This window comes from Mycobacterium novum, from assembly GCF_010726505.1.
Taxonomy (GTDB): Bacteria; Actinomycetota; Actinomycetes; order Mycobacteriales; family Mycobacteriaceae; genus Mycobacterium; species Mycobacterium algericum.
This window is the reverse complement of record NZ_AP022562.1, coordinates 2460156-2482262: the sequence shown is the minus strand read 5'-3', so window position 1 is coordinate 2482262 and position 22107 is coordinate 2460156. Positions and strand designations below refer to the sequence as shown.

Genomic DNA, 22107 nt, shown 5'->3' with positions numbered 1-22107 from the left:
CTCAGATCGGTTCCCGGCGCAGCCGCAGCACGCCGTTGTCGCGGACGGCGAAGAGCCGCTCGCCGCGCAGGTCCGATCCGACCGCCACCCCACCCTGGCCGCGCCACTGCGTGACCAGCCGATCCACCGCGCGGATCTGCAGGTCGGTCAGCCCGCGGCCGCCACCGGCCAGCAACCAGCGACGGATCACCGCCCGGCGCACCGGACCGGCCAGCCCGGCAAGACCAGCGGTGTCCAGCCCGGCGCCGGCCGTGACCTCCGGCGCGGCCTGCTCGGCCAGGGCGTCGATCAGCTCGGTGTTCTCCCGCAACGCGGTCGCGCTGCGGGCCAGCGCCTCGGCCACCCCGCCGCCCAGCACATCCTCCAGCAGTGGCAGCACCTGCAAGCGCAGTCGCACCCGGGTGAAGCGCTTATCACTGTTGTGCGGATCGAGCCACGGCGTCAATGCCAGCTCGGTGCAGGCCTCCCGGGTCGCCGCACGCCGCACACCCAGCAGCGGCCGGCACCACGGCGGGTCATGGGGCCGCATCCCGGCCAGCGACCGGGGCCCCGACCCGCGCCCCAGCCCGAGCAGCACCGTCTCCGCCTGGTCGTCAAGGGTATGACCCAGCAACACCGGGCGCCGGTCACGGGCGCGCTCCAACGCGCCGTAACGAGCGGTGCGTGCCGCGGCTTCCGGCCCGCCTCGAAAACCTTTGCCGCCGACAGTCACCGGGATGACCTGCGCGTCAACGCACCCCAGCTCGATAGCCTGGCTGCGCGCACGACCGGCCACCTGCGCGGAGCCGGCTTGCAGGCCGTGATCGACGATCAGCGCCGTGGTGGGCCGCAGCTGCGCCGCGACGGCGGTCAGGGCCAGCGAGTCCGGACCGCCCGACAGCGCCACGCACCAGGGCGCCACCTCAGGCAGGTGGCGTTCGGCGAACGCCAGCAGCGCGGCGCGCAGCCCGGCTACAGCACCCGATCGATCCACCGCTGCGGCTCTTCGATCTCGGCGGGCAACGGCAGATGCTGCGGGCTCGACCACACCGCGTTGAACCGGTCCATGCCGACCCGGCCGACCACGGCGTCGACGAAGGCCTTGCCGCGGGTGTACTGGCTGAGCTTGGCGTCGAGACCCAGCAGCGCGCGCAACAACCGTTGCAGCGGCGGCTGGCTGCGCTGACGACGTTCCTCGAAGCGGTTCCGGATCGTCGCCACCGAGGGCACCGCCGCCGGACCGACCGCGTCCATCACGTGGTCGGCATGTCCCTCGAGCAGCGTCCCCAGCGTCAGCAGCTGGTCCAGCGCGGTGCGCTGGTCCTCAGACTGCACCGCCCGCACCAGACCCAGGATTCCCGACGGTCCGGCCTCATCGCGGCGGCCCCGCACATAGTCGGCCAACCTGCTCACCACCTGGGTCAGATCCGGGCTGCCGTCGCCGGTGAGCACCCCCAGCGCGGTCGACATGTAGTCGGCCAGCCACGGGTTCACGGAAAACTGCACCCGGTGAGTCACCTCGTGCAGGCACACCCACAGCCGGAAGTCGGCCGGTGAGACCCGCAGTTGCCGCTCGACGGCGACCACGTTGGGATAGACCAGCAGCAGCAGTCCCGTCCCGTGCCCGTCTTCGGCGCAGAACGGGTCGTACTGGCCCAGGATGCCCGAGGACACGAAGGCCAGCAGCGCGCCGGTCTGCGCGCCGGCCAGCCGGCCGCTGAAGAACCCGACCGACGTCTCGGTGCCGCCCGTCATCACCCGCATCGAGTCGGCGGCGGCGGCGATCCACTGCGGCCGGTCGATGACGCGCGCTTCGGGCACCGGGCCGTCGGCGCCCAGCCCGGTGACCTCCCGCACCAGCGGTTCGGCGGCCCGGGCGCTGCGGTGCAGGTCGTCGATCACCTGGCGTCGGGTGTAGTCGGTCATCGGCGGCGCCGGACGCACCAGCCAGCGGCCCACCGTGGCGGCGAACCCCCAGTCCACCGCGCGGCCGATATCGGGCTCGGTCATCCGCATCCGCACGTCCGCAACACCGCGGCCAAGGCATCGATCGAGGTCCGACCGGTCGGCCCGGCGTCGTTGGAGATGAACGCGAACGTCAGCACCCGGCGGTCGCGGTCGGTGACGATGCCGGCCAGCGCGTTGGTCCGGGTCAACGAGCCCGTCTTGGCACGCAGCCAGCCGGCCGCACCGCGGCCGGTCCTGGGGTCGAGGAAACGATCGGACAGCGTGCCGCTGCCACCGGCAACCGGCAGCATGTCCAGCAGCGGCCGCAACTCCGGCTGGTCGGGGCCGGCCGCCGCCTGCACCACCGCGTCGAGGTTGCGGGCGGACAACCGGTTGTCGACCGACAGCCCGCTGGAGTCATAAAGACTGGCGCCGCTGACCGCGATATGGGCGGTGGCCAGCCGGTTGGTCACCGCGTCGACCGCGCCGGCGAAGGATCGCGGCCGGCCCATCGCCGCGGCCACCTCCCGGCCGATGCATTCGGCCATCACGTTGTCCGAGGCGTTCATCATCTCGCCCAGTCGCACCACCAGTGGCGCCGAGGACACCGCGCCCAGTTCACGCCCGGTCACCGACGCGGTCGCGATGCTGACCTTGTCGGCGTCGAGTCCGAGTTCGGCGGCCAGCGCCTCGCCGGCGTCCAGCGCGGGGGTCCGCGACCGCCGGGATTCGACCGTGGTCGGCTGGATCCGGCCGCCGTCGACCATCACCGCCTCGATCGGGGCGATGTCGCCGCCTTCGATGTCGTCCGGGTCCCAGCCCGGCGCCATGCTCGGGCCGCTGAAAGCCGACACGTCGACCCGGACCTCGGTGGGCGTCACGCCGCTGCGGCGGACCTGATCGGCCAGGTCGCTGATCCGGGCGGCGTCGCGGTACCAGGTGTCCTGGCCGACCTCGGCCGTCGACAGCGTCGGGTCGCCGGCGCCGACCAGCACCACCACGCCGGGCTGGTCGCCCGCGGTCACCCGGGTGGTGACGCGGGCGCTCAGATCCAGCGCCAGCAGCGCCGCCGCCGCGGTGAGCACCTTGTTGGTGGACGCCGGCTGCATCGGCAGGTCTTCCTGCTGTGTCCACAGCGCCTTGCCGGTCAGCGCGTCGGTGATCCGGCCGGTGAGGCGGCCCAGGTTGGGGTCGGCCAGCGCGGCCGACATGGCTGCTGTCAGGGCGCTGCCGGTCGGCACCGGGGCGTCGTCGACGACCGGGACGACCCCGGGTTCGGCGGTCGCCGTCGGCGCCGGCGCGACGACGTGGGCGCCTGCGCCGGACTCGTCCGGGAGCACAACCGCTGCCACCACCACCACGGCGGCGGCCAATGCCAGGACCGCGCCCGCAATGCCCAGATGGGTGCTGCTGTGCCGCCACCGAGTGGAGTCCATGTCCCTCCCTGCCTGTCGGGGCCAATTGTGCCGGAAGGGCGGGGTGGGGGCATGACTCCGGCCGCCTTAGACTGTGCGGCGTGCAATTCGACGTGACCATCGAAATCCCCAAGGGCCAGCGCAACAAGTACGAGATCGACCACGCCACCGGGCGGGTCAAGCTCGACCGCTACCTCTACACGCCGATGGGCTACCCCGCCGACTACGGCTTCATCGAGGACACCCTCGGCGAGGACGGCGACCCGCTGGACGCGATGGTGCTGCTGCCGCAGTCGGTGTTCCCCGGCGTGATCGTCGAGGCTCGTCCGGTGGGGATGTTCCGGATGACCGACGAGGCCGGCGGCGACGACAAGGTGCTGTGCGTGCCGGCCGGCGACCACCGCTGGGACCACATCGCCGACATCGGCGATGTGCCGGAGTACGAGCTGGACGCGATCAAGCACTTCTTCGTGCACTACAAGGACCTGGAGCCGGGCAAGTTCGTCAAGGCCGCCGACTGGGTGGGCCGCGCTGAGGCCGAGGCCGAGATCACCCGGTCGATCGAGCGGTTCAAGACCTCCGGTCACTGATCCGGCGGTTAGCGAGGCTCGACGAAGGAGAGCCGAAGCTGGACCGCCGAATCAAGCCCGGCGGTTAGCGAGGCTCGACGAAGGAGAGCCGAAGCTGGACCGCCGAATCAAGCCCCGCGGTTTAGCGAGGCTCGACGAAGGAGAGCCGAAGCTGGGACCGCCGCGTTAATCCGGCGGCTGGGTCAGCATCCCCAGCAGCAGGCTGAGCTGGGCGTCGAACACCGCCCGCGGTCGGGTCAGGGTGTCGGCGCCGTAGCCGCCGAACACGTCCAGGCTGATCGCGCCGACCAAGGCGGCCCACAGCAGGAGGCATTTCGCGATGACGCCGTCGTCGCCGATGAAGCCGAATTCCGCGCGGATCCGGTCGGAGTCGGCCGACAACGGCTGCGTCGCAAGTTGCCTCGTGGGCGGTATGTCCCCGGCGGCGATGCCGGCCGCGACGGTCTCGAGCATGGCCGCGATCACCCGGGTGCCGGGGGCGACGGTCCGTTCGGCCGGCGCGTGATAACCCGGAACCGGGCTGCCGTACAGCAATGCCCACCGGGCCGGATGCGCCAGCGCCCAGTCCCGCACCGCGTGGCCGATGACCCGTATCTCGTCGCGCCACCGATCCCCCGGGCTGCGGGCCCGGTCCACCGTGTCGGCCAGGTCGGAATAGGCGTCGACCACCAGCAGGGTGAGCAACTCGTCGCGGCCGGCCACATAGCGGTAGACCGCCGACGAGACCATGCCGAGGTCTCGGGCGACGGCACGCAGTGACAGCCCCGCGGCCCCGTGCGCCAGCAGCTGACGCCGGCCGACCTCGATGATCTTCGCCTCGATGCGTTCCCGCGCCTCCTGCCGTTTACCCATGGGGTTGAGTCTGACAGATTCGAGAGCACCGCTCTTGTATTTGCCGGCTCGTCGTGCCAGGATCATCTTCAAGCGAGAGCAGTGCTCTCATAGCGGAAGGGGCGGAGCATGACCACCCGATACGACCGACCGAGCGCGACGGCCCGATTCGGCAATGCGCTGATCCGCCGGCTCGCCGAGGCGGGCATCAGCGTCGCCGGCACCCGCGCGCTCACCGTGCGAGGCCGCAAGAGCGGCGAACTCCGCGGTGTCGTGATCAATCTGCTGTCCGTCGACGGGGTGGACTACCTGGTGGCGCCCCGCGGCGAAACCGAGTGGGTACGCAATGCGCGAGCTGCCGGCGAGGTGCTGCTCGGGCCGCGGTGGCGGCGGGCCCCGACCCGGGTCACCGAAGTCTTCGACGACGACAAACCGGTGGTGCTGCGCCAGTATCTTCGGCGGTGGCACTGGCAGGTCAAGGGGTTCATGGCGGGGGTGACACCAGACTCCGACGACGACGAACTGCGGTCCGCGGCGCCCTCGATCCCGGTCTTCTCACTCGGGTAACCCGCCGGCCTTGGCCCCACCGCGGGTCCGGTACAGGCTGGCCACCGTCGTCAGCACCAGCACCCCGGCGACGACCGCCAGACTCGCCGGCGTGGGGATCTCAGGGACATTGAAATTACGGCCGGAGTTGATGAACCACACCTCATTGGTGCGCAACGCGTGCAACACCATCCGCACCCCGATGAAACCCAGGATCAGGGCCAGACCGCGGGACAGATACACGAACCGGTTCAGCAGTTTGCCGAGGATGAAGTAGAGCTGACGCAGACCCATCAGGGCGAACACGGTGGCGGCGAACACCAGGTAGGGCTGGCGGGTCAGGCCGTAGATGGCGGGTATGGAATCCATGGCGAACACCAGGTCGGTGGTGCCCAGCGCCAGCGCCACCAGGAACATCGGGGTGACGGCCCAGGCCCCGGCGTCGTCCCGGACGAAGAACCGCACGCCGGCCCAGCGGTCGGTGACGTTGAAGTGGTTGCGGGCGAACCGCACCACGAAGTTGTTGCCCTCGCCGCCGTCGCCGACGTGGTCACCGTGGCGCAGCAGTTTGATCGCGGTGTAGGCCATGAACGCCCCGAACAGGTAGAACGTCCACGAGAGCCGTTGCGCGGCGACCCCACCCAACGCGATGAACACCGACCGGAACGACAACGCCAGCACGATCCCGACGAACAGTGCCTCCTGCCGGTACTTCTTGGGCACGTTGAAGCTGTTCATGATGATCACGAAGACGAACAGGTTGTCCACCGACAGGCTGTACTCGGTGAGCCAGCCTGCGAAGAACTGCATGCCGTACTTCGAACCGTGATGCACCCACACCCAGACGCCGAACGCCACCGCCAGACCGATGTAGAACGTCAACCGCGTCGCGACCTCGCGGATCGTCGGCTCATGCAGCCGGCGGGCGACCAGGAACAGGTCGAATCCGAGGACCGCGGACAGCCCCGCGACCGTCACCAGCCATTCCAACAGCGACGGGTCCAAGGGTGGGCCTCCGGTCGGCGAGTCTGCGGTGTTGAGCGGGCCGCCCGAACCTACCGTGCGACCCGCTTAGTATTTTCGCCGTGGTGACCGAAATCGGTGGTACCGGACCCCGCCGATCCACCGGCGGGTTGCCCGCCGGTCCCGTCACCCGGGCCAGTGTGGCCCGGGTCGGCACCGCAACCCTGCTCAGCGCATTGTGCGGCTATGCGGTGCTCTACCTGGCGGCACGTGACCTCGATCCGGCCGGTTTCTCGGTTTTCAGCGTGTTCTGGGGGGCATTCGGCCTGGTCGCCGGGGCCACCAACGGCTTGCTGCAGGAAACCACCCGGGAGGTCCGGTTCGCCAGGGAGGTCGGTACGGGCCGCCCGTCGACTCGACACACCCGCCCGCTGTGGGTGGCCGGGCTGGCCGGGGTGGTGGCAGCCGGCCTGGTGGCGGGGACCTCGCCGCTGTGGAGCGGCCACGTGTTCGTCGAGGCCCGCTGGTTGTCGGTGGGGCTGCTGTGCTTCGGGCTGGCCAACTTCGCGGTGCACGCCACGCTGCTAGGCATGCTGGCCGGCACCAACAGGTGGACCCAGTACGGGGCGTTGATGGTGACCGACGCCGGCATCCGGGTGGCGGTGGCCACCGCGACATTCGCCGTCGGCTGGGGGCTGGTCGGATTCCTGTGGGCCACCGTCGCCGGCGCGATGGCCTGGCTGCTGCTGCTGGCCGCCTCCCCCGCGGCCCGATCGGCGGCCCGGCTGCTGACCCCGGTGGGCACCACCGACTTCCTGCGCGGCGCCGCGCATTCGATCACCGCGGCCGGTGCCAGCGCCATCCTGGTGATGGGTTTCCCGGTGCTGCTGCAGGCCACCTACGGCGAGCTGGGCGCCCAAGGTGGCGTGGTGATCCTGGCGGTCACCGTGACCCGCGCGCCGCTGCTGGTGCCGCTGACCGCGCTGCAGGGCAACCTGATCGCGCACTTCGTCGACCAGCGCGGCCGACGACTGCGAGCGCTGAGCATCCCGGCTGCATCCGTCGCCGCGGTGGGCGCGGCCGGGGCGGTGGCCGCCGGCCTGGTCGGCCCGTGGCTGCTGCGCACCGTGTTCGGCCCGGACTACCATGCCAGCGGGCCGCTGCTGGCCGGACTGACGGCGGGGGCGACCGCGATCGCACTGCTGACACTCACCGGCGCGGCGACGGTGGCCGCGGCACTGCACCGCGCCTACGCGCTGGGCTGGGTGGGGGCGACCGTGGTCTCCACGTTGCTGCTGATGCTGCCGCTGGAACTGCCGACCCGAACCGTCGTGGCACTGCTGTGCGGACCGCTGGTCGGAATCGCGGCTCACCTGACCGCGCTGCGCGCGGCTCCCTGACCCGCCGACCGGCCCGGCGGCGCCGACGGCGGCTCGCCCACGTGTATTTTTTAGGCATCGATACCAGGTCAAAGACCCGTTGCCCGGCAGTTCAGCAAGGCTCGGCGCAGGAGAGCCGAAGCTGGAACCGCCGCATGTACCCCGACGTCTGGATCATCGTTCCGGCGTTCGGCGAGGCGGCCGTCATCGGCGACGTGATCGCCGGAATCCGCTCCGTTTTCGATGCGGTGGTCTGTGTGGACGACGGCAGCGCCGACGACACCGCCGCGATCGCCCGGCGCGCCGGCGCCCATGTCGTGCGGCATCCGGTCAACCTCGGCCAGGGCGCGGCGATCCAGACCGGGGTCGAGTTCGCCCGCAGCCGACCCGGCGCCCGGCTGTTCGCCACCTTCGACGCCGACGGTCAGCACCGGGTGGCCGACGTGCTGCGCATGATCGAGCGCCTCGATGACGACCACCTCGACATCGTGATCGGCACGCGGTTCGCCGCTGCTGAGGCGGCAGCCGCCGTACCGCCACTCAAACGGCTGGTGTTGCGCGCCGCGGTGTGGCTGAACCCGCGGATCCGCCGACTTGGGCTCTCTGATGCCCACAACGGCCTGCGGGTGTTCAACCGGCGGGTCGCCGACCGGCTGGATCTCACCATGACCGGGATGAGCCACGCCGGGGAGATCATCGCTCTGATCGCCGAAAACCGTTGGCGGGTAGGCGAAGAGCCGGTCGAGGTGCTCTACACCGACTACTCCAAGTCGAAGGGTCAGCCGCTGCTCAACGGCGTCAACATCCTGTTCGACGGGTTACTGCGCAAAAGGATGTCGCGATGACAAGGATCGCCTCGTGAACTGGATCAAAGTGCTGCTGATCGCGGCGGTGCTGGCACTGTTGATCTATCTACTGCTGTCGCGGGGGTCCGCCCAGTCCCGGGCCTGGGTCAAGATCGGCTACCTGGGGTTCGTGGTGGCCGGCATCTATGCGGTGCTGCGCCCCGATGACACCACGGTGGTGGCCAACTGGCTCGGGGTGCGCCGCGGCACCGACCTGATGCTGTATGTGCTGATCATGGTGTTCGCGTTCACCACGCTGAGCACCTACATGCGGTTCCGCGACCTGGAGTTGCGTTATGCACGGCTGGCGCGAGTGGTCGCGCTCGCCCAGGCCCAATCGCCTGAACCCGGCGGTTCAGCGAGGCTCGACGAAGGAGAGCCGAAGCTGGGACCGCCGCATCAACACCGCGGTTCAGCGAGGCTCGACGAAGGAGAGCCGAAGCTGTAACCGCCGCATCAACACCGCGGTTCAGCGAGGCCCGACGAAGGAGAGCCGAAGCTGTAACCGCCGCAAAAAACACAGTAGTTCGGCGACAGTTGGCCGACTCGTAACAGTCGGTTTCCCATTCGTCTGGTTGCGGCGGACACCCTGAGGCCTATGAAGGCGACCGAAGTCCTCGCGGAGCCACTGGCCGAAGTCACGGCCACGGCCCTGACGGTGCCTATCGTCGAGTTGTACGCGGTGCTCTGGCGGGCCGGCGTGCTCGACGTCGAGCAACGCCGCTCAACCCGCCCGGCAGCCGCCGCGCCGGTCCTCAGGTCGGCGTGATGAAGCTCCGCCTCAGCGCACCACTTCGAGTTTCCGGGTCGGCTTCTTCGCGGCGGCCTTCTTCGCCGAGGCGTTCTTGGCCGCGGCTTTCTTGGCCGCCGGAGCCTTCTTGGCTGGAGGTTTCTTGGCCGCCGGACCTTTCTTCGCCGGAACCTTCTTGGCCGCCACCGCTTTGTCCGCCGGAGCCGCCGCCACCGTCGGCGCCTCGGGCACGGCCGCAGCGATCTCCTTAACGACGTCGGAGCGCCGGCCCGCCACGGCCACCGCGGCGGTGGCCACCGCCGCGGTGCCGACCCCCTGCGCCCAACCGATCGGGCCGACCGGAGTGCAGCCCAGCAACTGACTGACTCCGGGCGTGGAGACCATCGCGGCGAACAACACGAAGGATCCGGCCGCGGTCGCCAGCACCAGCGGCGCCCGCGAGTCGACCACGGTCTGACCGAGTTCGGTGGTCACCAGCGAGATCAGCGCCACCGTCGAGGCCCGCTGCGGCGTGCCGCTCACCCGCCCCATGGCCCAGGCGGCCGTGCCCGCCGCCGCGGTGACCCCGCCGCGGAATGCCACCGCGCGCCACAGTTTCTTCTCGTCGAGGCCGGGCACGGCGTCGCCGATGGGGCCCGCCGGGGTGCTGACCGCCACCGCGGTGGCCGGCAGTGCGTCGGTCAGGGTGTTCATCAGCAGCAACTGCCGGGTGTTCAGCGGCGAATCGCCGGTGACCGCGGTCCCGATGACGGAGAACATCACCTCGCCGGCATTGCCGCCCAGCAGCCCGGAGATGGCCAGTTGAACACCCCGCCACAGCCGCCTGCCCTCGTCGATCGCGTCGACCAGTGCCCCGATCTTCCCGTCGGTCAGCACCACGTCGGCGGTGGCGTGCGCGGAGTCGCTGCCGTGCGCCACCACCCCCAGCCCCACCGTGGCGGCCCGGATGGCGGCGGCGTCGTTGGCGCCGTCACCGACCATCGCCGACACCCGGCCGGCGCGCTCCAGGGTCTGCACGATCTGCACCTTGTTCTCCGGCGACATTCGCGCGAAGATCACCCGCTCGCAGACCACTCGCTCTTGTTCCTTGCGGTTCAACGCGTTCCACTCCGAGCCGGTGATGACCTGCTCGGCGGCGACGGTGACGCCCATCTCGGCCGCGATCGCGGAGGCTGTGATGGGGTGGTCGCCGGTGATCATCCGGATGTCGATGCCACGGGCCGCCAGATCGGACAGCAACTGCGGGGCGTCGGCACGGGGCGTGTCCGCCAGGCCGAGGAACCCGATCAGCGTCAATCCGGAACCGGCCACCTCGGTGATCCGCTCGGTGCCTTCCGGGTCGTCGCGAACCGCTCGCAGCTGCGCCGCGGTCAGCTTGCGCTGCGCCACGGCGATGACCCGCAGCCCGCGGGCAGCCATCTCGGCAACCTGTCGTTCCTCCTCGGCACCGGCGTTCTTGCAGGCCTCGAGCACCACTTCGGGTGCGCCCTTGACCACGAGCTCCGATCCCAGCGCCGAGGCCGAGAACGCGCGCCCGGAGCGGAACGGCAGGTGCGCGTCCGGTTCGGTCCACGGCCGCGCGCCGGCTGCGGCGGCCGCCCCCTCGACAATCGCCTGGTCGGTGGCGTGCGCGTACGCCGCACCGCCGGGAGCCGGCGCCGCCTGCGCCGCAGTGCCGAGCACGTCGTCGTCGGAGTATCCCCCGACCGGGTGCACCGTGGTGACCCGCAACCGGTTCTCGGACAGCGTTCCGGTCTTGTCGAAGCAGACCACGTCGACCCGGCCCAGTGCCTCCACCGATCGTGGGATCCGCACCAGCGCACCGGATTTGCTCAACCGCTGCGACGACGCGTGCTGGGCCAGGGTCGCCATCAGCGGCATCCCCTCCGGAACCGCCGCGATCGCGACCGCGATCGCGTTGCCCAGTGCCACCCGCAGGCCGCCCTGCCGCAGCAGGCCGAGCGCACCGACGGCCACACCGCCGGCAGCGCTGTAGGGGAACGTCCGATGCATCAGCTGCGACAAGTGGTGTTGCAGGCCGACTTCGGGCAGCTCTCCGGAGGCCAGTTCGGAGGCCCGACGGGACTGGGTGTCGGCGCCCACCGCGGTTACGATGGCCAGCGCCGTCCCGGCGATCACCGTGGTGCCCGCGTAGAGCATGGAACTGCGCTCGGCCAGTTCGGCGCCGGGCGTCGGGTCCAGCTGCTTGCCGACCGACAACGATTCACCGGTCAACGACGACTCGTCGACCTCGACGTCGCACTGCTCGATCAGCCGGGCATCGGCCGGCACCACCTCGTTGCTGCGCACCTCGATCACGTCGCCGGGCAGCAGCTGTTCGGCCACGATCTCGTGGTAAGTCCGCGAACCGTCCGCCCCGGTCAAGGCGACCCGCGCCGGCGGGGCCTGCTGCGCCAGCAGGGTGTTCAGCCGGCTCTCGGCACGCAGCCGCTGGTAGGCGGCCAGCATGGCGTTGCCGGTGAGCACGGTGCCCACCATCACGGCATCGATCGGCGAACCCAGCATGGCGGTCGCCGCCGAGCACAGCGCCAGGATCGGGGTCATCGGGTCGGACAATTCGGCGCGCACGGCGTGGAAGTACGGCCAGAACATGCCCTGCGGGCCCGTGTCGACCGGGGCGCGCTCGGCCAGCGGCGTCACCGCATCCGGCCCCAACAACTCACGCACCTGCTCGACCGACATGGCGTGCCACTCGTAGGCCGGTGCCGGCTGCGGAGCGCGGGCACGCAGCACCCGGCGGGCGAGCAGATACCCCGACAGCATCCCGGCGCCCGCACCGACCGTCACCGGGCCGGGGCCGCGGCCCGGTGCCGCCCCGAGACCGGGAATGGTCGCCCGGACACCGCGCACCAACAGCAGCCCGGCGATGGTCGACGCGCCGATCGAGATCGCCACACCGCGCTCGGTGGCGTCGCGGGCGGCCGGCAGCGCGCGCAGCAACTGCCATGCCGCACCCAGATCGGCCAGCAGCAGGTCGGCATAGAAAGGAGGAGGCAGGGAGTCATTTTCGCTTGCCGGCATGACCCCGAGCGCCAGATCGGCCGCCGCCAGCGCCTGCGCCGCAGAGCTCGACAGCACGGCGACGGTGCGGCCCGCCTGCTGCAGCTCGGTCACGGCGGCAGCCAGTGCGGCGTCCATCCCGTCGATGTCACCGGCGCCGGGCGCCGGGCGGATGTCGTCGAAACCGGGGCGCAGCTCACCGAGGATGTCGGTGTCCACGGTGACCAGTTGCGCGCCGGAGGCCCGACCCTCGAGCACCACCGCAGAGGCCAGTGCGTGGTGGGTGGGCAGGATCAACGCCTCCACCGCTTCGGCGCGGTCGCGTGCCGTCATGCGGACCCGGTGCCAGCCGGGACGCAGCCCGGGCTTGTCGAGCAGCCGCTGCGCGTTGTTCCAGGCCTGTGGCAGCTCGTGCTCGGTGGCGCCGTGGATCTGCACCACGCGGCGCTGTTCGCCGGTGAGCACCCGCGGATCGATGACCACGGTGTCGATCTTGTCGAGCCGGCGCAGGCTGTCCGGCCGCAGCGGCAGCACCTCGTGGGAGTCCGCCAGTCCCTGCCCCAGGGTCGCGGCGAACGACTCGCAGCTGGTGCGTACCGCTTTCGGCGAGGTCGCCAGGATCGCACTCGAGGTCATGTCCACGTTGCGGGTGATGGCGCCCACCACCCCGGTGGCGAGCACCTGGGCGACCGCGGTTCGTCTCAGATACCGTTCGGCCGGCCCGTGCGGCCGTGGCACCGGACGCGGCGCGCGGTGCACCTCCGGGTGCTCGGCCCAGCGGGCCAGCTCCGGCTCGTAGCGATTCCAGGCCAGCGCCCCGGCACGGGCCTCGGACGCCTTCAGGCCCTCCACCATCAGGTCCACCGCCAGGATCGCCGGCGACATGGTGATGATGTGCGAGCCGAGCGAGGCCAGCGACAGCACCGCGTCGGTGCGGGCGGGCCCGATCCGGCTTTCCAGCGCGTTCCGGACCAGCGGCTGGTAGCGCGCCACCGACGCCGCGGCGTCGAAGATCTTGGGCGCTGCCGGCCAGCGCAGCACGCTGCCCGCTGTCGCGATCGCCAACCCCACCGCGTTGGCGCCCACCATCGCACCCTTGGCGGCCAACAACAGCCCGTCGCCGGGCAGTGCGGCGGTCTCGGTGACGCTGAGCGCTGCGGACTTTTCGACCGCGGCCACCGTGGCGCACAGGTCGGCCAGCGACGCGTCGTCGTCGATCTCGACGATCACCCGCGACAGCGGGCGGTTCAGCCGCACCGAGGTCACGTCCGGGCGGGCCCGCAGCGCGTCGAGCACCTCGGCGCCGATATCGGCCCCACCGTCCTCGTCGAGCCCGCGGATCTCGATCCAGGCCCGTCCGGCACCGCGCCAGCTGCGCCGGCTGGTCAGATCGGAGCGCTCACCGGCAAGGATTTTGGCGCCTTCGCGCAGTGGGATGGCGGCCAAGTCCAGGCTGGCCCCCAGAACCGACGTTGCCGCCGCGCCGACTGTCTCCAGACCGAAGCGGCCGATCGAGAACACGTCCATGGATTGCCTCCAGCGTCTTTGATGCGCTGGAGGTCTCTTCCGCCGGTAACCGGCCCACAGCACCGGTCGTCCGATGACGGGCGACGAGATGACGACACTGCGACGAAGGAATACTCCCCTCCGACGGGCCAGTATGCCACATCGTTCAGGCCGATTTCACCTGCCGGAAATACGACACGGTGCGGGCCACGCCGTCGGCCAGCGCGACTCGCGGCTGCCAGCCCAGCACCTCCCGCGCCCGGGCGACGTCCAGGCAGGACCGTTTCAGATCACCCAGCCGAGGGGGGTGGAACTCCGGGTCGTCGGGTGCCCCGACCGCGGCGGCGACCGCCGAATGCAGTTGGCGGTCCGAGGTTTCCACGCCGGTGCCCACATTGAACCGCTGGCCGTCACCCGCCGGGCCCGACGCCCGCACGAAGGCGTCGACCACGTCGTCGACGAACACATAGTCGCGCGTGTTGGATCCGTCGCCGAACACCTTGGTGGGGGCGCCCTGTAGCAGCGCCTGGGCGAAGATCGCCACCACGCCGGCCTCGCCGTGCGGGTCCTGCCGCGGGCCGTAGACGTTGGCCGGCGCGATGTGCGAACACTGCAGCCCGTAGAGGTGCCGGTAGGTGTTGAGGTAGATCTCACCGGCCACCTTGCCGGCGGCATAGGGCGACGCCGGGTCGGTGGGGTCGTCCTCGGTGGTCGGATAGCGCGGCGGGGTGCCGTAGATCGACCCGCCCGACGAGGTGTGCACGATCTTGCGGACGCCGGCGGCACGCGCCGCCTCGGCGAGCCGGATCGTCCCGACGACGTTGACCGAGGCGTCAAAGGCCGGGTCGGCGACCGAGTGCCGCACGTCGATCTGGGCGGCCAGGTGGAAGATGACCTCCGGGCGGTACTGCGCCAGCACGTCGGCCAGGTCGGCGGTGACGATGTCGGCCTCGACGAAGCTGAAGTCGGCGTCACCGGCCAGATGCTCGATGTTGGTGGCCCGTCCGGTCGCGAAATTGTCCAGCCCGACCACCGGGTGCCCGTCCGCCCGCAGGCGGTCGACCAGCGACGATCCGATGAATCCGGCTGCTCCGGTGACCAGTGCTCGCACCGGCCCACCATACCGACCGGTAAGAAAGACGCATGCGCACCCGACTGGCGAGCCTGCCCTGGGTCGGTTGGGCGGCGCTGGCCCTGATCGCCGCGCAGCTGGGGGTCCGGGCGGTGGTGGCGTTCGGGGGCTACTTCTACTGGGACGACCTGATCCTGATCGGCCGGGCCGGCACCCACGAGCTGCTCTCGCCGTCGTATCTGTTCGACGACCACGACGGCCACGTGATGCCCGGCGCGTTCCTGCTCGCCGGCGTGCTGAGCCGGCTGTGGCCGTTGCAGTGGGCCGCCCCGGCGGCCAGCCTGGTGGTGCTGCAGCTGCTGGCGTCGTTGGCGCTGCTGCGGGCGCTGCGGGTGATCCTGGGCTGGCGGCCGGTGCTGCTGGTGCCGCTGGTTTTCGCGCTGTTCTGTCCGCTGGGCCTGCCGGCGTTCGCGTGGTGGGCGGCGGCGCTGAACTCGCTGCCGATGTGCGCGGCGCTGGCCTGGGTGTGCGCCGACGCGATCCTGTTGGCGCGCACCGGGAATCGGCGCTACGCGCTCACCGGCACGGTGGTATACGCGGGCGGTCTGTTGTTCTTCGAGAAGGCCGCGGTGATCCCGTTCGTCGCGTTCACGGTCTGCGCGCTGCTGCATCATGTGGCCGGGGGCCGCGGGGCGGTGGCCGCTACCTGGCGGGCCGGGGCCCGGTTGTGGGCGGCGACGCTGGCGGTGACCGGTGGGTGGATCGCGGTCTATCTGGCGGTGGTCAACCAGCGGCGCTGGAGCCTGGACCTGGACATGACCCGCGACCTGTTGTGGCGCTCGGTCACCCACGGCATCGTCCCGAGCCTGGCCGGCGGCCCCTGGACGTGGGCCCGGTGGGCTCCGGCCTCGCCGTGGGCGTTGCCGGGTCCGGCAGTGATGGCGCTGGGCTGGTTGGTATTGGCGGGTCTGCTGGCGGTGTCGTCGGCGCGCAAACACCGACTGGTGCCGGTGTGGCTGGCCGCGGCCGGGTACGCGGCGGCCTGCCAGGTGCCGATCTATCTCATGCGCTCGTCGGCGTTCACCGCGCTGGAACTCGCCCAGACCCTGCGGTACCTGGCCGACCTGGTCGTGGTGCTGGCGATCCTGGGCGCGGTCGGGATGTGCGCCCCCAACCGCGACACGTCGCGGTGGCTGGACGCCTCGCCGTGGCGCACCGCGATGGTGAGCTGCCTGGCGGTGACCTTCACCGCCAGCAGCCTGTATTCGACGGCGACGTTCCTGGCCCGCTGGCGCGACGACCCGGCCCGGCCGTATCTGCACAACGCCCTGCCCGCGCTGGCCGCCGCCCGCGCCGAGTCCGACGCGCCACTGCTCGACCAGGAGGTGGATCCGCTGGTGTTGCAGCGGGTGGTCTATCCGGAGAACCTGGCCAGCCACCTGTTCGCCCTGGTTCGCGACCGGCCTGAGTTCGCCTCGGCGACACCGCGTTTGCGGATGCTGACCAGTGCGGGAACGTTGACCGACGCCCAGGTGACCTGGGTGCGGTCCATCGTGGCCGGGCCGGTGCCGCAGTGCGGCTATCTGGTGCAACCCGACCTGCCGGTCACGCTCGGCCTGGACGGCCCGCTGCTGCCGGCCGACTGGACCGCCGAGATCAACTACCTGGCCAACGTCGACGGCGCCATGACGCTGTCGCTGTCGGACGGGCCCGACGTCCGGGTCCGGGTGCGCCCGGGACTCAATCGCGTCTACGTGCGGCTCCCCGGCGGCGGTCACAACGTCACCGCCCGCGCCGACACCGCGGCGCTGTCGGTGTGCATCGCGTCGGGGCCGCTCGGCTACGTCGCGCCGACGTGACCGCGCGGCGCGCTGCACGCCGACCGGGCGCTGGGTACGTTCTACAGACGTGCCCACGGTGCAAGTCCCGACGCAGTACCTGCGCGCTTCGTCGGCGCCGGAACCGCGCACCCTGATCGACGTGCTGCAGGAGACCGCGGCCCGCCACCCCGACGCTGCCGCGATCGACGACGGCGAGGTGGTGTTGACCTATGGCGAGCTGATCGCCGACATCGAGGAGAGCGTCGCGTGGCTGGCCGCCCGCGGTCTCGGCCGCGGCGACCGCATCGGCATCCGGATGCCGTCGGGAAGCTACGCGCTCTACGTGGCGATCCTGGCCGTGCTGGCCGCCGGCGCCGCCTACGTCCCGGTCGACGCCGACGATCCCGCCGAGCGGGCCGAACTGGTGTTCACCGAGGCGCAGGTGGCGGCGATACTCACCGAACAGGGCTTGCTCCGCGGCCCCGGGGAGTCGCGCGGCTGGCGGGCCTCGGCGCCGTCGCTCCGCGACGACGCCTGGATCATCTTCACCTCGGGATCCACCGGCACCCCCAAGGGGGTGGCGATCACCCATCGCAACGCGGCGGCCTTCGTCGACGCCGAAGCTCAACTGTTCTTGCAGGACAACCCGATCGGGCCCGGGGATCGGGTGCTGGCCGGACTGTCGGTCGCGTTCGACGCCTCCTGCGAGGAGATGTGGCTGGCGTGGCGATACGGTGCATGCCTGGTTCCCGCGCCACGGTCGCTGGTGCGCAGCGGCATGGACCTGGGGCCGTGGCTGGTGTCTCGGGACGTGACCGTGGTGTCGACCGTGCCCTCGCTGGCCGCGCTGTGGCCGGCCGAGGCGCTGGAAGCGGTGCGGCTGCTGATCTTCGGCGGCGAGGCGTGCCCACCGGAATTGGCGGCCCGGCTGGCGGCCGACGGCCGCGAGGTGTGGAACACCTACGGTCCCACCGAGACCACCGTGGTGGCCTGCGCGGCGCAGCTGGGCGAGTCCGGGCCGGTCCGGATCGGGCTGCCGCTGGCCGGCTGGGATCTGGCCGTGATCGGCGCCGACGGCGAACCGGTGGCCACCGGCGAGGTCGGCGAGTTGGTGATCGGCGGCGCCGGGCTGGGCCGCTACCTCGACGCCGACCGGGACACCGAGAAGTTCGCACCGCTGCCCGCCCTGGAGTGGCCGCGGGCCTACCGCAGCGGCGATCTGGTGCGCCTGGAACCGGACGGGTTGGTCTTCTGCGGGCGCGCCGACGATCAGGTCAAGGTCGGCGGGCGGCGCATCGAGTTGGGCGAGGTCGACAGTGCGCTGGTGGGACTGCCCGGAGTCAGCGGGGCCGCGGCCGCGGTCCGCAGCAGTGCCGGCGGAACACCGCTGCTGGTCGGGTATCTGGTCAGCAGCGACCCGGACTTCGACGTGGCCGCAGCGCGCGCGATGCTCGAGCGGCGGCTGCCGGCCGCGCTCGTTCCCCGGCTGGTGCTGGTCGACGAGTTGCCCACCCGGACGTCGGGCAAGGTGGATCGCGACGCGCTGCCGTGGCCGGTGGGCCCGGAACCGGGCGGCCGGTGGGACGCCGACGACCCGGACAGCACGCTGGGCTGGCTGGCCGGGCTGTGGCGTGAGGTGTTGGGCACCGCGGTCGACGACGAGCAGGCCGACTTCTTCGCCCTGGGAGGCGGATCGCTGCAGGCCGCCCAGCTGGTGGTCGCGTTGCGGCAGCGTTACCCGCAGACCACGGTCGCCCAGCTCTACGACCGGCCGCGGCTCGGCTCACTGGCCGGGTTCCTCGACGACACGGGCCGCAGCGATCCCGCCGCGGCGGCCGCGCCGCGCCCGGTGCAGCCCATGCCGCGGCTGACCCAGGCCGCCCAGCTGCTGTTGTCGGTGCCGCTGGCCACGCTGACCGGGTTGCAGTGGGTGACCTGGCTGGCGCTGCTCAACAACACGGCTGCCGCGTGGCATCCGCTGCCCTGGCTGGTGCGCCTGGACTGGGGGTGGGTGATCGCCGCGTTCGTGCTGTTCGTCACCCCGCTGGGCCGGATGGGCATCGCGGCGCTCGGGGCGCGTGCGCTGCTGGCCGGGCTGCGGCCGGGCAGCTATCGGCGTGGCGGTGCCGAACACCTGCGGGTCTGGTTCGCCGAACGCCTCGCGGCGGCCAGCGGCGCCGAAAATCTGGCCGGGGCGCCGTGGTTGGTGTATTACGCACGGGCACTGGGCAACAAGATCGGCAAGGGCGTCGATCTGCACTCCGCCCCGCCGGTGACCGGGATGTTGACGCTGGGGCACCGGTGCTCCATCGAACCGGAGGTCGACCTGAGCGGGTACTGGATCGACGGCGAGGTGTTCCACGTCGGCCCGATCACCATCGGCAACGATGCCACCGTCGGTGCCCGCACCACGCTGCTGCCGGGCGCATCGGTCGGTAAGGACGCCGACGTCGCCCCGGGCTCCGGGGTGATCGGCGAGGTCAAGAAGGGCCAGTACTGGACCGGCTCGCCGGCGGTGAAATCCGGTAAGGCACGCCATCCGTGGCCGGATCAGCGGCCACCGCCCCGGCCGATCTGGGTGGCGGTCTACGGGCTGACGTCGATACTGCTGGGCGGGCTGCCGTTGCTGGCACTGGGCGCCGGGCTGGCCGTGGTGGGCCGGGCTGTCGGTGAGGCCGCCACGTTGGGGGCGGCGATCGGGCCGGCGGCGTTGTGGACGCCGGCGGCGGCGCTGACCGCGCTGGCCGGCTACGCCGCCGTGACCATCGCCGCGGTGCGACTGCTGTCGATCGGGCTGACCGAGGGTTATCACCCGGTGCGCAGCCGCCAGGGCTGGCAGCTGTGGGCCACCGAGCGGCTGATGGACGCCGCGCGCGACTACCTGTTTCCGGTGTATGCCAGCCTGATCACGCCCTGGTGGCTGCGGTTGTTGGGGGCGAAGGTCGGCGACGGCACCGAGATCTCCACGGCCCTGGTGATCCCGAAGTTCACCACGATCGCCGACGGCGCCTTTCTCGCCGACGACACCATGGTCGCCTCCTACGAACTGGGCGGCGGCTGGATCCACGTCGCCCCGACCACCATCGGCAAACGCGCCTTCCTGGGCAACTCCGGGATCACCCAGCCGGGCCGGCGCGTACCCGACAAAGCATTGGTGGCGGTGCTGTCGACGGCGCCGCACAAAGCCAAGGCCGGTTCGTCGTGGCTGGGCAGCCCGCCGGTCCGATTACGCCGCAAGATGGCCGACCTCGATGCCGAGCGGACCTTCGAACCGCCGTTGCGGCTGAAGCTGATGCGCGCCGTCATGGAGACGTTCCGGCTGATCCCGGTCATGGTGACCGTTGCGATCGGAGTCACGATGCTCGGTGTGTTGCAGTGGGCGGCAACACGGTTCGGCTACGGCTGGACCGCCCTGGGCAGCGGGGTGGCGTTGCTGGCCGCAGGTGCGGCGGCCGGCGGCATCGCGGTGGTGGCCAAATGGGTGACCGTGGGCCGGATCCGGGCCACCGAGCACCCATTGTGGTCGCCGTTCGTGTGGCGCAATGAGGTGTCGGACACCTTCGTCGAGACGGTGGCCGCGCCGTGGTTCGCCCGGGCCGCCACCGGCACGCCGGTGATGAACCTGTGGTTGCGGGCGTTGGGCGCCACCATCGGCCGCGGGGTGTGGTGCGAGACGTACTGGCTGCCCGAAGCCGACCTGGTGACGCTGGGGCCCGGGGCGACGGTCAACCGCGGCTGTGTGGTGCAGACCCACCTGTTCCACGACCGGATCATGCAGCTGGACACCGTCACACTGGAAGCCGGCGCCACCCTGGGCCCGCACTGCGTGGCGCTGCCGGCCGCCCGGGTGGGCGCCGGCACCACCATCGGACCGGCATCCCTGGTGATGCGCGGCGACGGGGTGCCGCCGGCGACCCGCTGGCAGGGCAACCCGATCGCGCCGTGGCCGGTACCCCGCAAGAAGCGCGGCTCTTCGCCCGCCCCGACCGAGGAGTCCGCGGCGTGAGCAAACCGGTCAAGCCCCTCACCGAGGCGACCGACAGTGTTGCGCCCGTAGCGGACCCGTACCTGCCCGGCAGCGGCAACACCGGCTACCGGGTGTCGCGCTACGAGCTGGACCTGGAGTACAAGCTCAGCAGTAACCGGTTGTCGGGCACCGCGACTATCACCGCGGTCACGCTCACCGCGTTACGCGAGCTCACCCTGGACCTCGCCGATACGCTGTCGGTCGCCAAGGTGTGGGTCAACGGCCGCCACCCCGCCCGGTTCGGCACCGCAGCCGCCAAGCTGCGGATCACCCTGGCGGCCGAGTTGCCCGCCGGGGCGGCGCTGGTGATCACGGTGCGGTATTCGGGTTCGCCCAGACCCAGCGAAACCCTGTGGGGCGAAGTGGGTTTCGAGGAGCTCTCCGATGGCGCACTGGTCTCGGGGCAGCCCAATGGCGCGCCGACGTGGTTCCCGTGTGACGATCAGCCCGCGGCGAAGGCCAGCTATCTGATCCAGATCAGCACCGACAGTTCGTACCGTGCGGTCGCCAACGGCGAACTGGTGTCGCAGCGGGTCCGATCGGCCCGCACCACCTGGACCTACGAGCAACCCGAGCCGACACCGACCTACCTGGTCACCCTGCAGATCGGCCGGTATGTGACCCGCCGACTGCCCGATGCGGACGTGCCCATCCACGCCGTGCTGCCGGCCCGGCTGACCCGGCAGTTCGACCGGGATTTCGCCCGCCAGTCGCAGATGATGGACCTGTTCGTGCGGTTGTTCGGCCCCTACCCGCTGACCGCCGGCTACACCGTGCTGGTCACCGACGATGAGTTGGAGATCCCCCTTGAGGCCCAGGGGATCTCGGTTTTCGGCGCCAACCATTGCGACGGCCGGCGGGGATCGGAGCGGCTGATCGCCCACGAGCTGGCCCACCAGTGGTTCGGCAACAGTGTCACCGTGCGGCACTGGCGCGATATCTGGCTGCACGAGGGGTTCGCCTGCTACGCCGAATGGCTGTGGTCGGAGCATTCCGGCGGGCCGAGCACCGACGAACTGGCGCGGCGCTACCACCGGCAGCTGTCCTCGCTGCCGCAGGATCTGCTGCTGGCCGATCCGGGGCCGGCCGACATGTTCGACGACCGGGTGTACAAGCGCGGCGCGCTGACCCTGCATCTGCTGCGCGGCAAGCTGGGCGACGACGACTTCTTCGCGCTGCTGCGCGAGTGGACGACGCGCTATCGCCACGGCAACGCCGCCACCGAGGACTTCACCGGGCTGGCCGCCGAGTACGCAGCCGCGGCGTCGGTGGAGCCGCTGGAGGCACTGTGGCAGGCCTGGCTGTACTCCGCCGAGCTTCCGGCGCTGTAGCATCCGGTCCGCGGCCGGGGCACATATGCGTTTCGTATGAGTCCCGGCCGCCGGGTTGCCCGGCCGGCGCGGCCGAAAATACCG

15 protein-coding genes and 1 pseudogene are annotated in these 22107 nt (G+C 71.2%); 9 read left to right on the top strand and 7 right to left on the bottom strand.

Features of this window, described 5'->3' with window-relative positions:
* Position 1: 1 nt before the first annotated feature.
* From tilS to dacB, 3 genes are read right to left on the bottom strand one after another with little or no spacing between them, the layout of a single operon-like run.
* The gene (tilS, locus tag G6N19_RS11390) at positions 2-973 is read right to left on the bottom strand and encodes a tRNA lysidine(34) synthetase TilS (protein ID WP_193464959.1); all 972 of its coding nucleotides are present in this window, start codon (positions 971-973) and stop codon (positions 2-4) included.
* A complete protein-coding gene (locus G6N19_RS11385; protein ID WP_408632433.1) occupies positions 952-1995 on the bottom strand; it encodes a zinc-dependent metalloprotease in 1044 nt (347 codons plus the stop codon). The genes tilS and G6N19_RS11385 overlap by 22 nt, the downstream gene beginning before the upstream one ends.
* Positions 1986-3362, bottom strand: a complete 1377-nt coding sequence (gene dacB / locus G6N19_RS11380) for a D-alanyl-D-alanine carboxypeptidase/D-alanyl-D-alanine endopeptidase (protein WP_193464957.1) — start codon at positions 3360-3362, stop codon at positions 1986-1988. Before dacB ends, G6N19_RS11385 begins: the two co-directional genes overlap by 10 nt.
* 80 nt (positions 3363-3442) lie before the next feature.
* Here dacB and G6N19_RS11375 point away from each other — a divergent pair, with 80 nt between their 5' ends.
* Positions 3443-3931, top strand: a complete 489-nt coding sequence (locus tag G6N19_RS11375) for an inorganic diphosphatase (protein ID WP_013830833.1) — start codon at positions 3443-3445, stop codon at positions 3929-3931.
* A 165-nt stretch (positions 3932-4096) separates the two neighbouring features.
* On the opposite strand, the gene G6N19_RS11370 is transcribed toward G6N19_RS11375, so the two are convergent.
* Entirely contained in the window at positions 4097-4783 is a 687-nt protein-coding gene (locus tag G6N19_RS11370) for a TetR/AcrR family transcriptional regulator (RefSeq protein ID WP_193464956.1), read from the bottom strand.
* Positions 4784-4891: 108 nt separating this feature from the next.
* On the opposite strand from G6N19_RS11370, the gene G6N19_RS11365 reads away from it, so the two are divergent.
* Positions 4892-5329 (top strand): PNPOx family protein, encoded by a 438-nt coding sequence (locus G6N19_RS11365; protein ID WP_013830835.1) that lies wholly within the window; start codon positions 4892-4894, stop codon positions 5327-5329.
* Here the strand turns inward: G6N19_RS11365 and G6N19_RS11360 are convergent.
* The gene (locus tag G6N19_RS11360; RefSeq protein ID WP_193464955.1) at positions 5318-6313 is read right to left on the bottom strand and encodes a TerC/Alx family metal homeostasis membrane protein; all 996 of its coding nucleotides are present in this window, start codon (positions 6311-6313) and stop codon (positions 5318-5320) included. The genes G6N19_RS11365 and G6N19_RS11360 overlap by 12 nt on opposite strands.
* 80 nt (positions 6314-6393) lie before the next feature.
* Between G6N19_RS11360 and G6N19_RS11355 the strand changes: the two genes are divergently transcribed.
* From G6N19_RS11355 to G6N19_RS11340, 4 genes and pseudogenes are all read left to right on the top strand, one after another.
* Positions 6394-7671, top strand: coding sequence for a polysaccharide biosynthesis protein (locus G6N19_RS11355; RefSeq protein ID WP_193464954.1), 1278 nt, complete (start codon positions 6394-6396; stop codon positions 7669-7671).
* A gap of 134 nt (positions 7672-7805) precedes the next feature.
* On the top strand, positions 7806-8495 hold the full coding sequence (locus G6N19_RS11350) for a glycosyltransferase family 2 protein (RefSeq protein ID WP_013830838.1): 690 nt from the start codon (positions 7806-7808) through the stop codon (positions 8493-8495).
* 13 nt (positions 8496-8508) lie between these two features.
* Positions 8509-8841, top strand: a pseudogene (locus tag G6N19_RS11345) (DUF2304 domain-containing protein); the annotation flags it as partial.
* A 252-nt stretch (positions 8842-9093) separates the two neighbouring features.
* Positions 9094-9264: an Rv1535 domain-containing protein gene (locus tag G6N19_RS11340; RefSeq protein WP_013830840.1), complete on the top strand. Its 171-nt coding sequence runs from the start codon at positions 9094-9096 to the stop codon at positions 9262-9264.
* 12 nt (positions 9265-9276) lie between these two features.
* On the opposite strand, the gene G6N19_RS11335 is transcribed toward G6N19_RS11340, so the two are convergent.
* Positions 9277-13794: a cation-translocating P-type ATPase gene (locus G6N19_RS11335; protein WP_193464952.1), complete on the bottom strand. Its 4518-nt coding sequence runs from the start codon at positions 13792-13794 to the stop codon at positions 9277-9279.
* 145 nt (positions 13795-13939) lie between these two features.
* Positions 13940-14884 carry an NAD-dependent epimerase/dehydratase family protein gene (locus tag G6N19_RS11330; protein ID WP_193464951.1) on the bottom strand — a complete coding sequence of 315 codons (945 nt, stop codon included), beginning with the start codon at positions 14882-14884 and terminating at the stop codon, positions 13940-13942.
* Between the two features lie 32 nt (positions 14885-14916).
* Between G6N19_RS11330 and G6N19_RS11325 the strand changes: the two genes are divergently transcribed.
* From G6N19_RS11325 to G6N19_RS11315, 3 genes are read left to right on the top strand one after another with little or no spacing between them, the layout of a single operon-like run.
* The gene (locus G6N19_RS11325; RefSeq protein ID WP_193464950.1) at positions 14917-16704 is read left to right on the top strand and encodes a hypothetical protein; all 1788 of its coding nucleotides are present in this window, start codon (positions 14917-14919) and stop codon (positions 16702-16704) included.
* Positions 16705-16762: 58 nt separating this feature from the next.
* Entirely contained in the window at positions 16763-20671 is a 3909-nt protein-coding gene (locus tag G6N19_RS11320; protein ID WP_193466379.1) for a Pls/PosA family non-ribosomal peptide synthetase, read from the top strand.
* Positions 20668-22023 (top strand): M1 family metallopeptidase, encoded by a 1356-nt coding sequence (locus G6N19_RS11315; protein ID WP_013830845.1) that lies wholly within the window; start codon positions 20668-20670, stop codon positions 22021-22023. Before G6N19_RS11320 ends, G6N19_RS11315 begins: the two co-directional genes overlap by 4 nt.
* Positions 22024-22107: the final 84 nt, after the last annotated feature.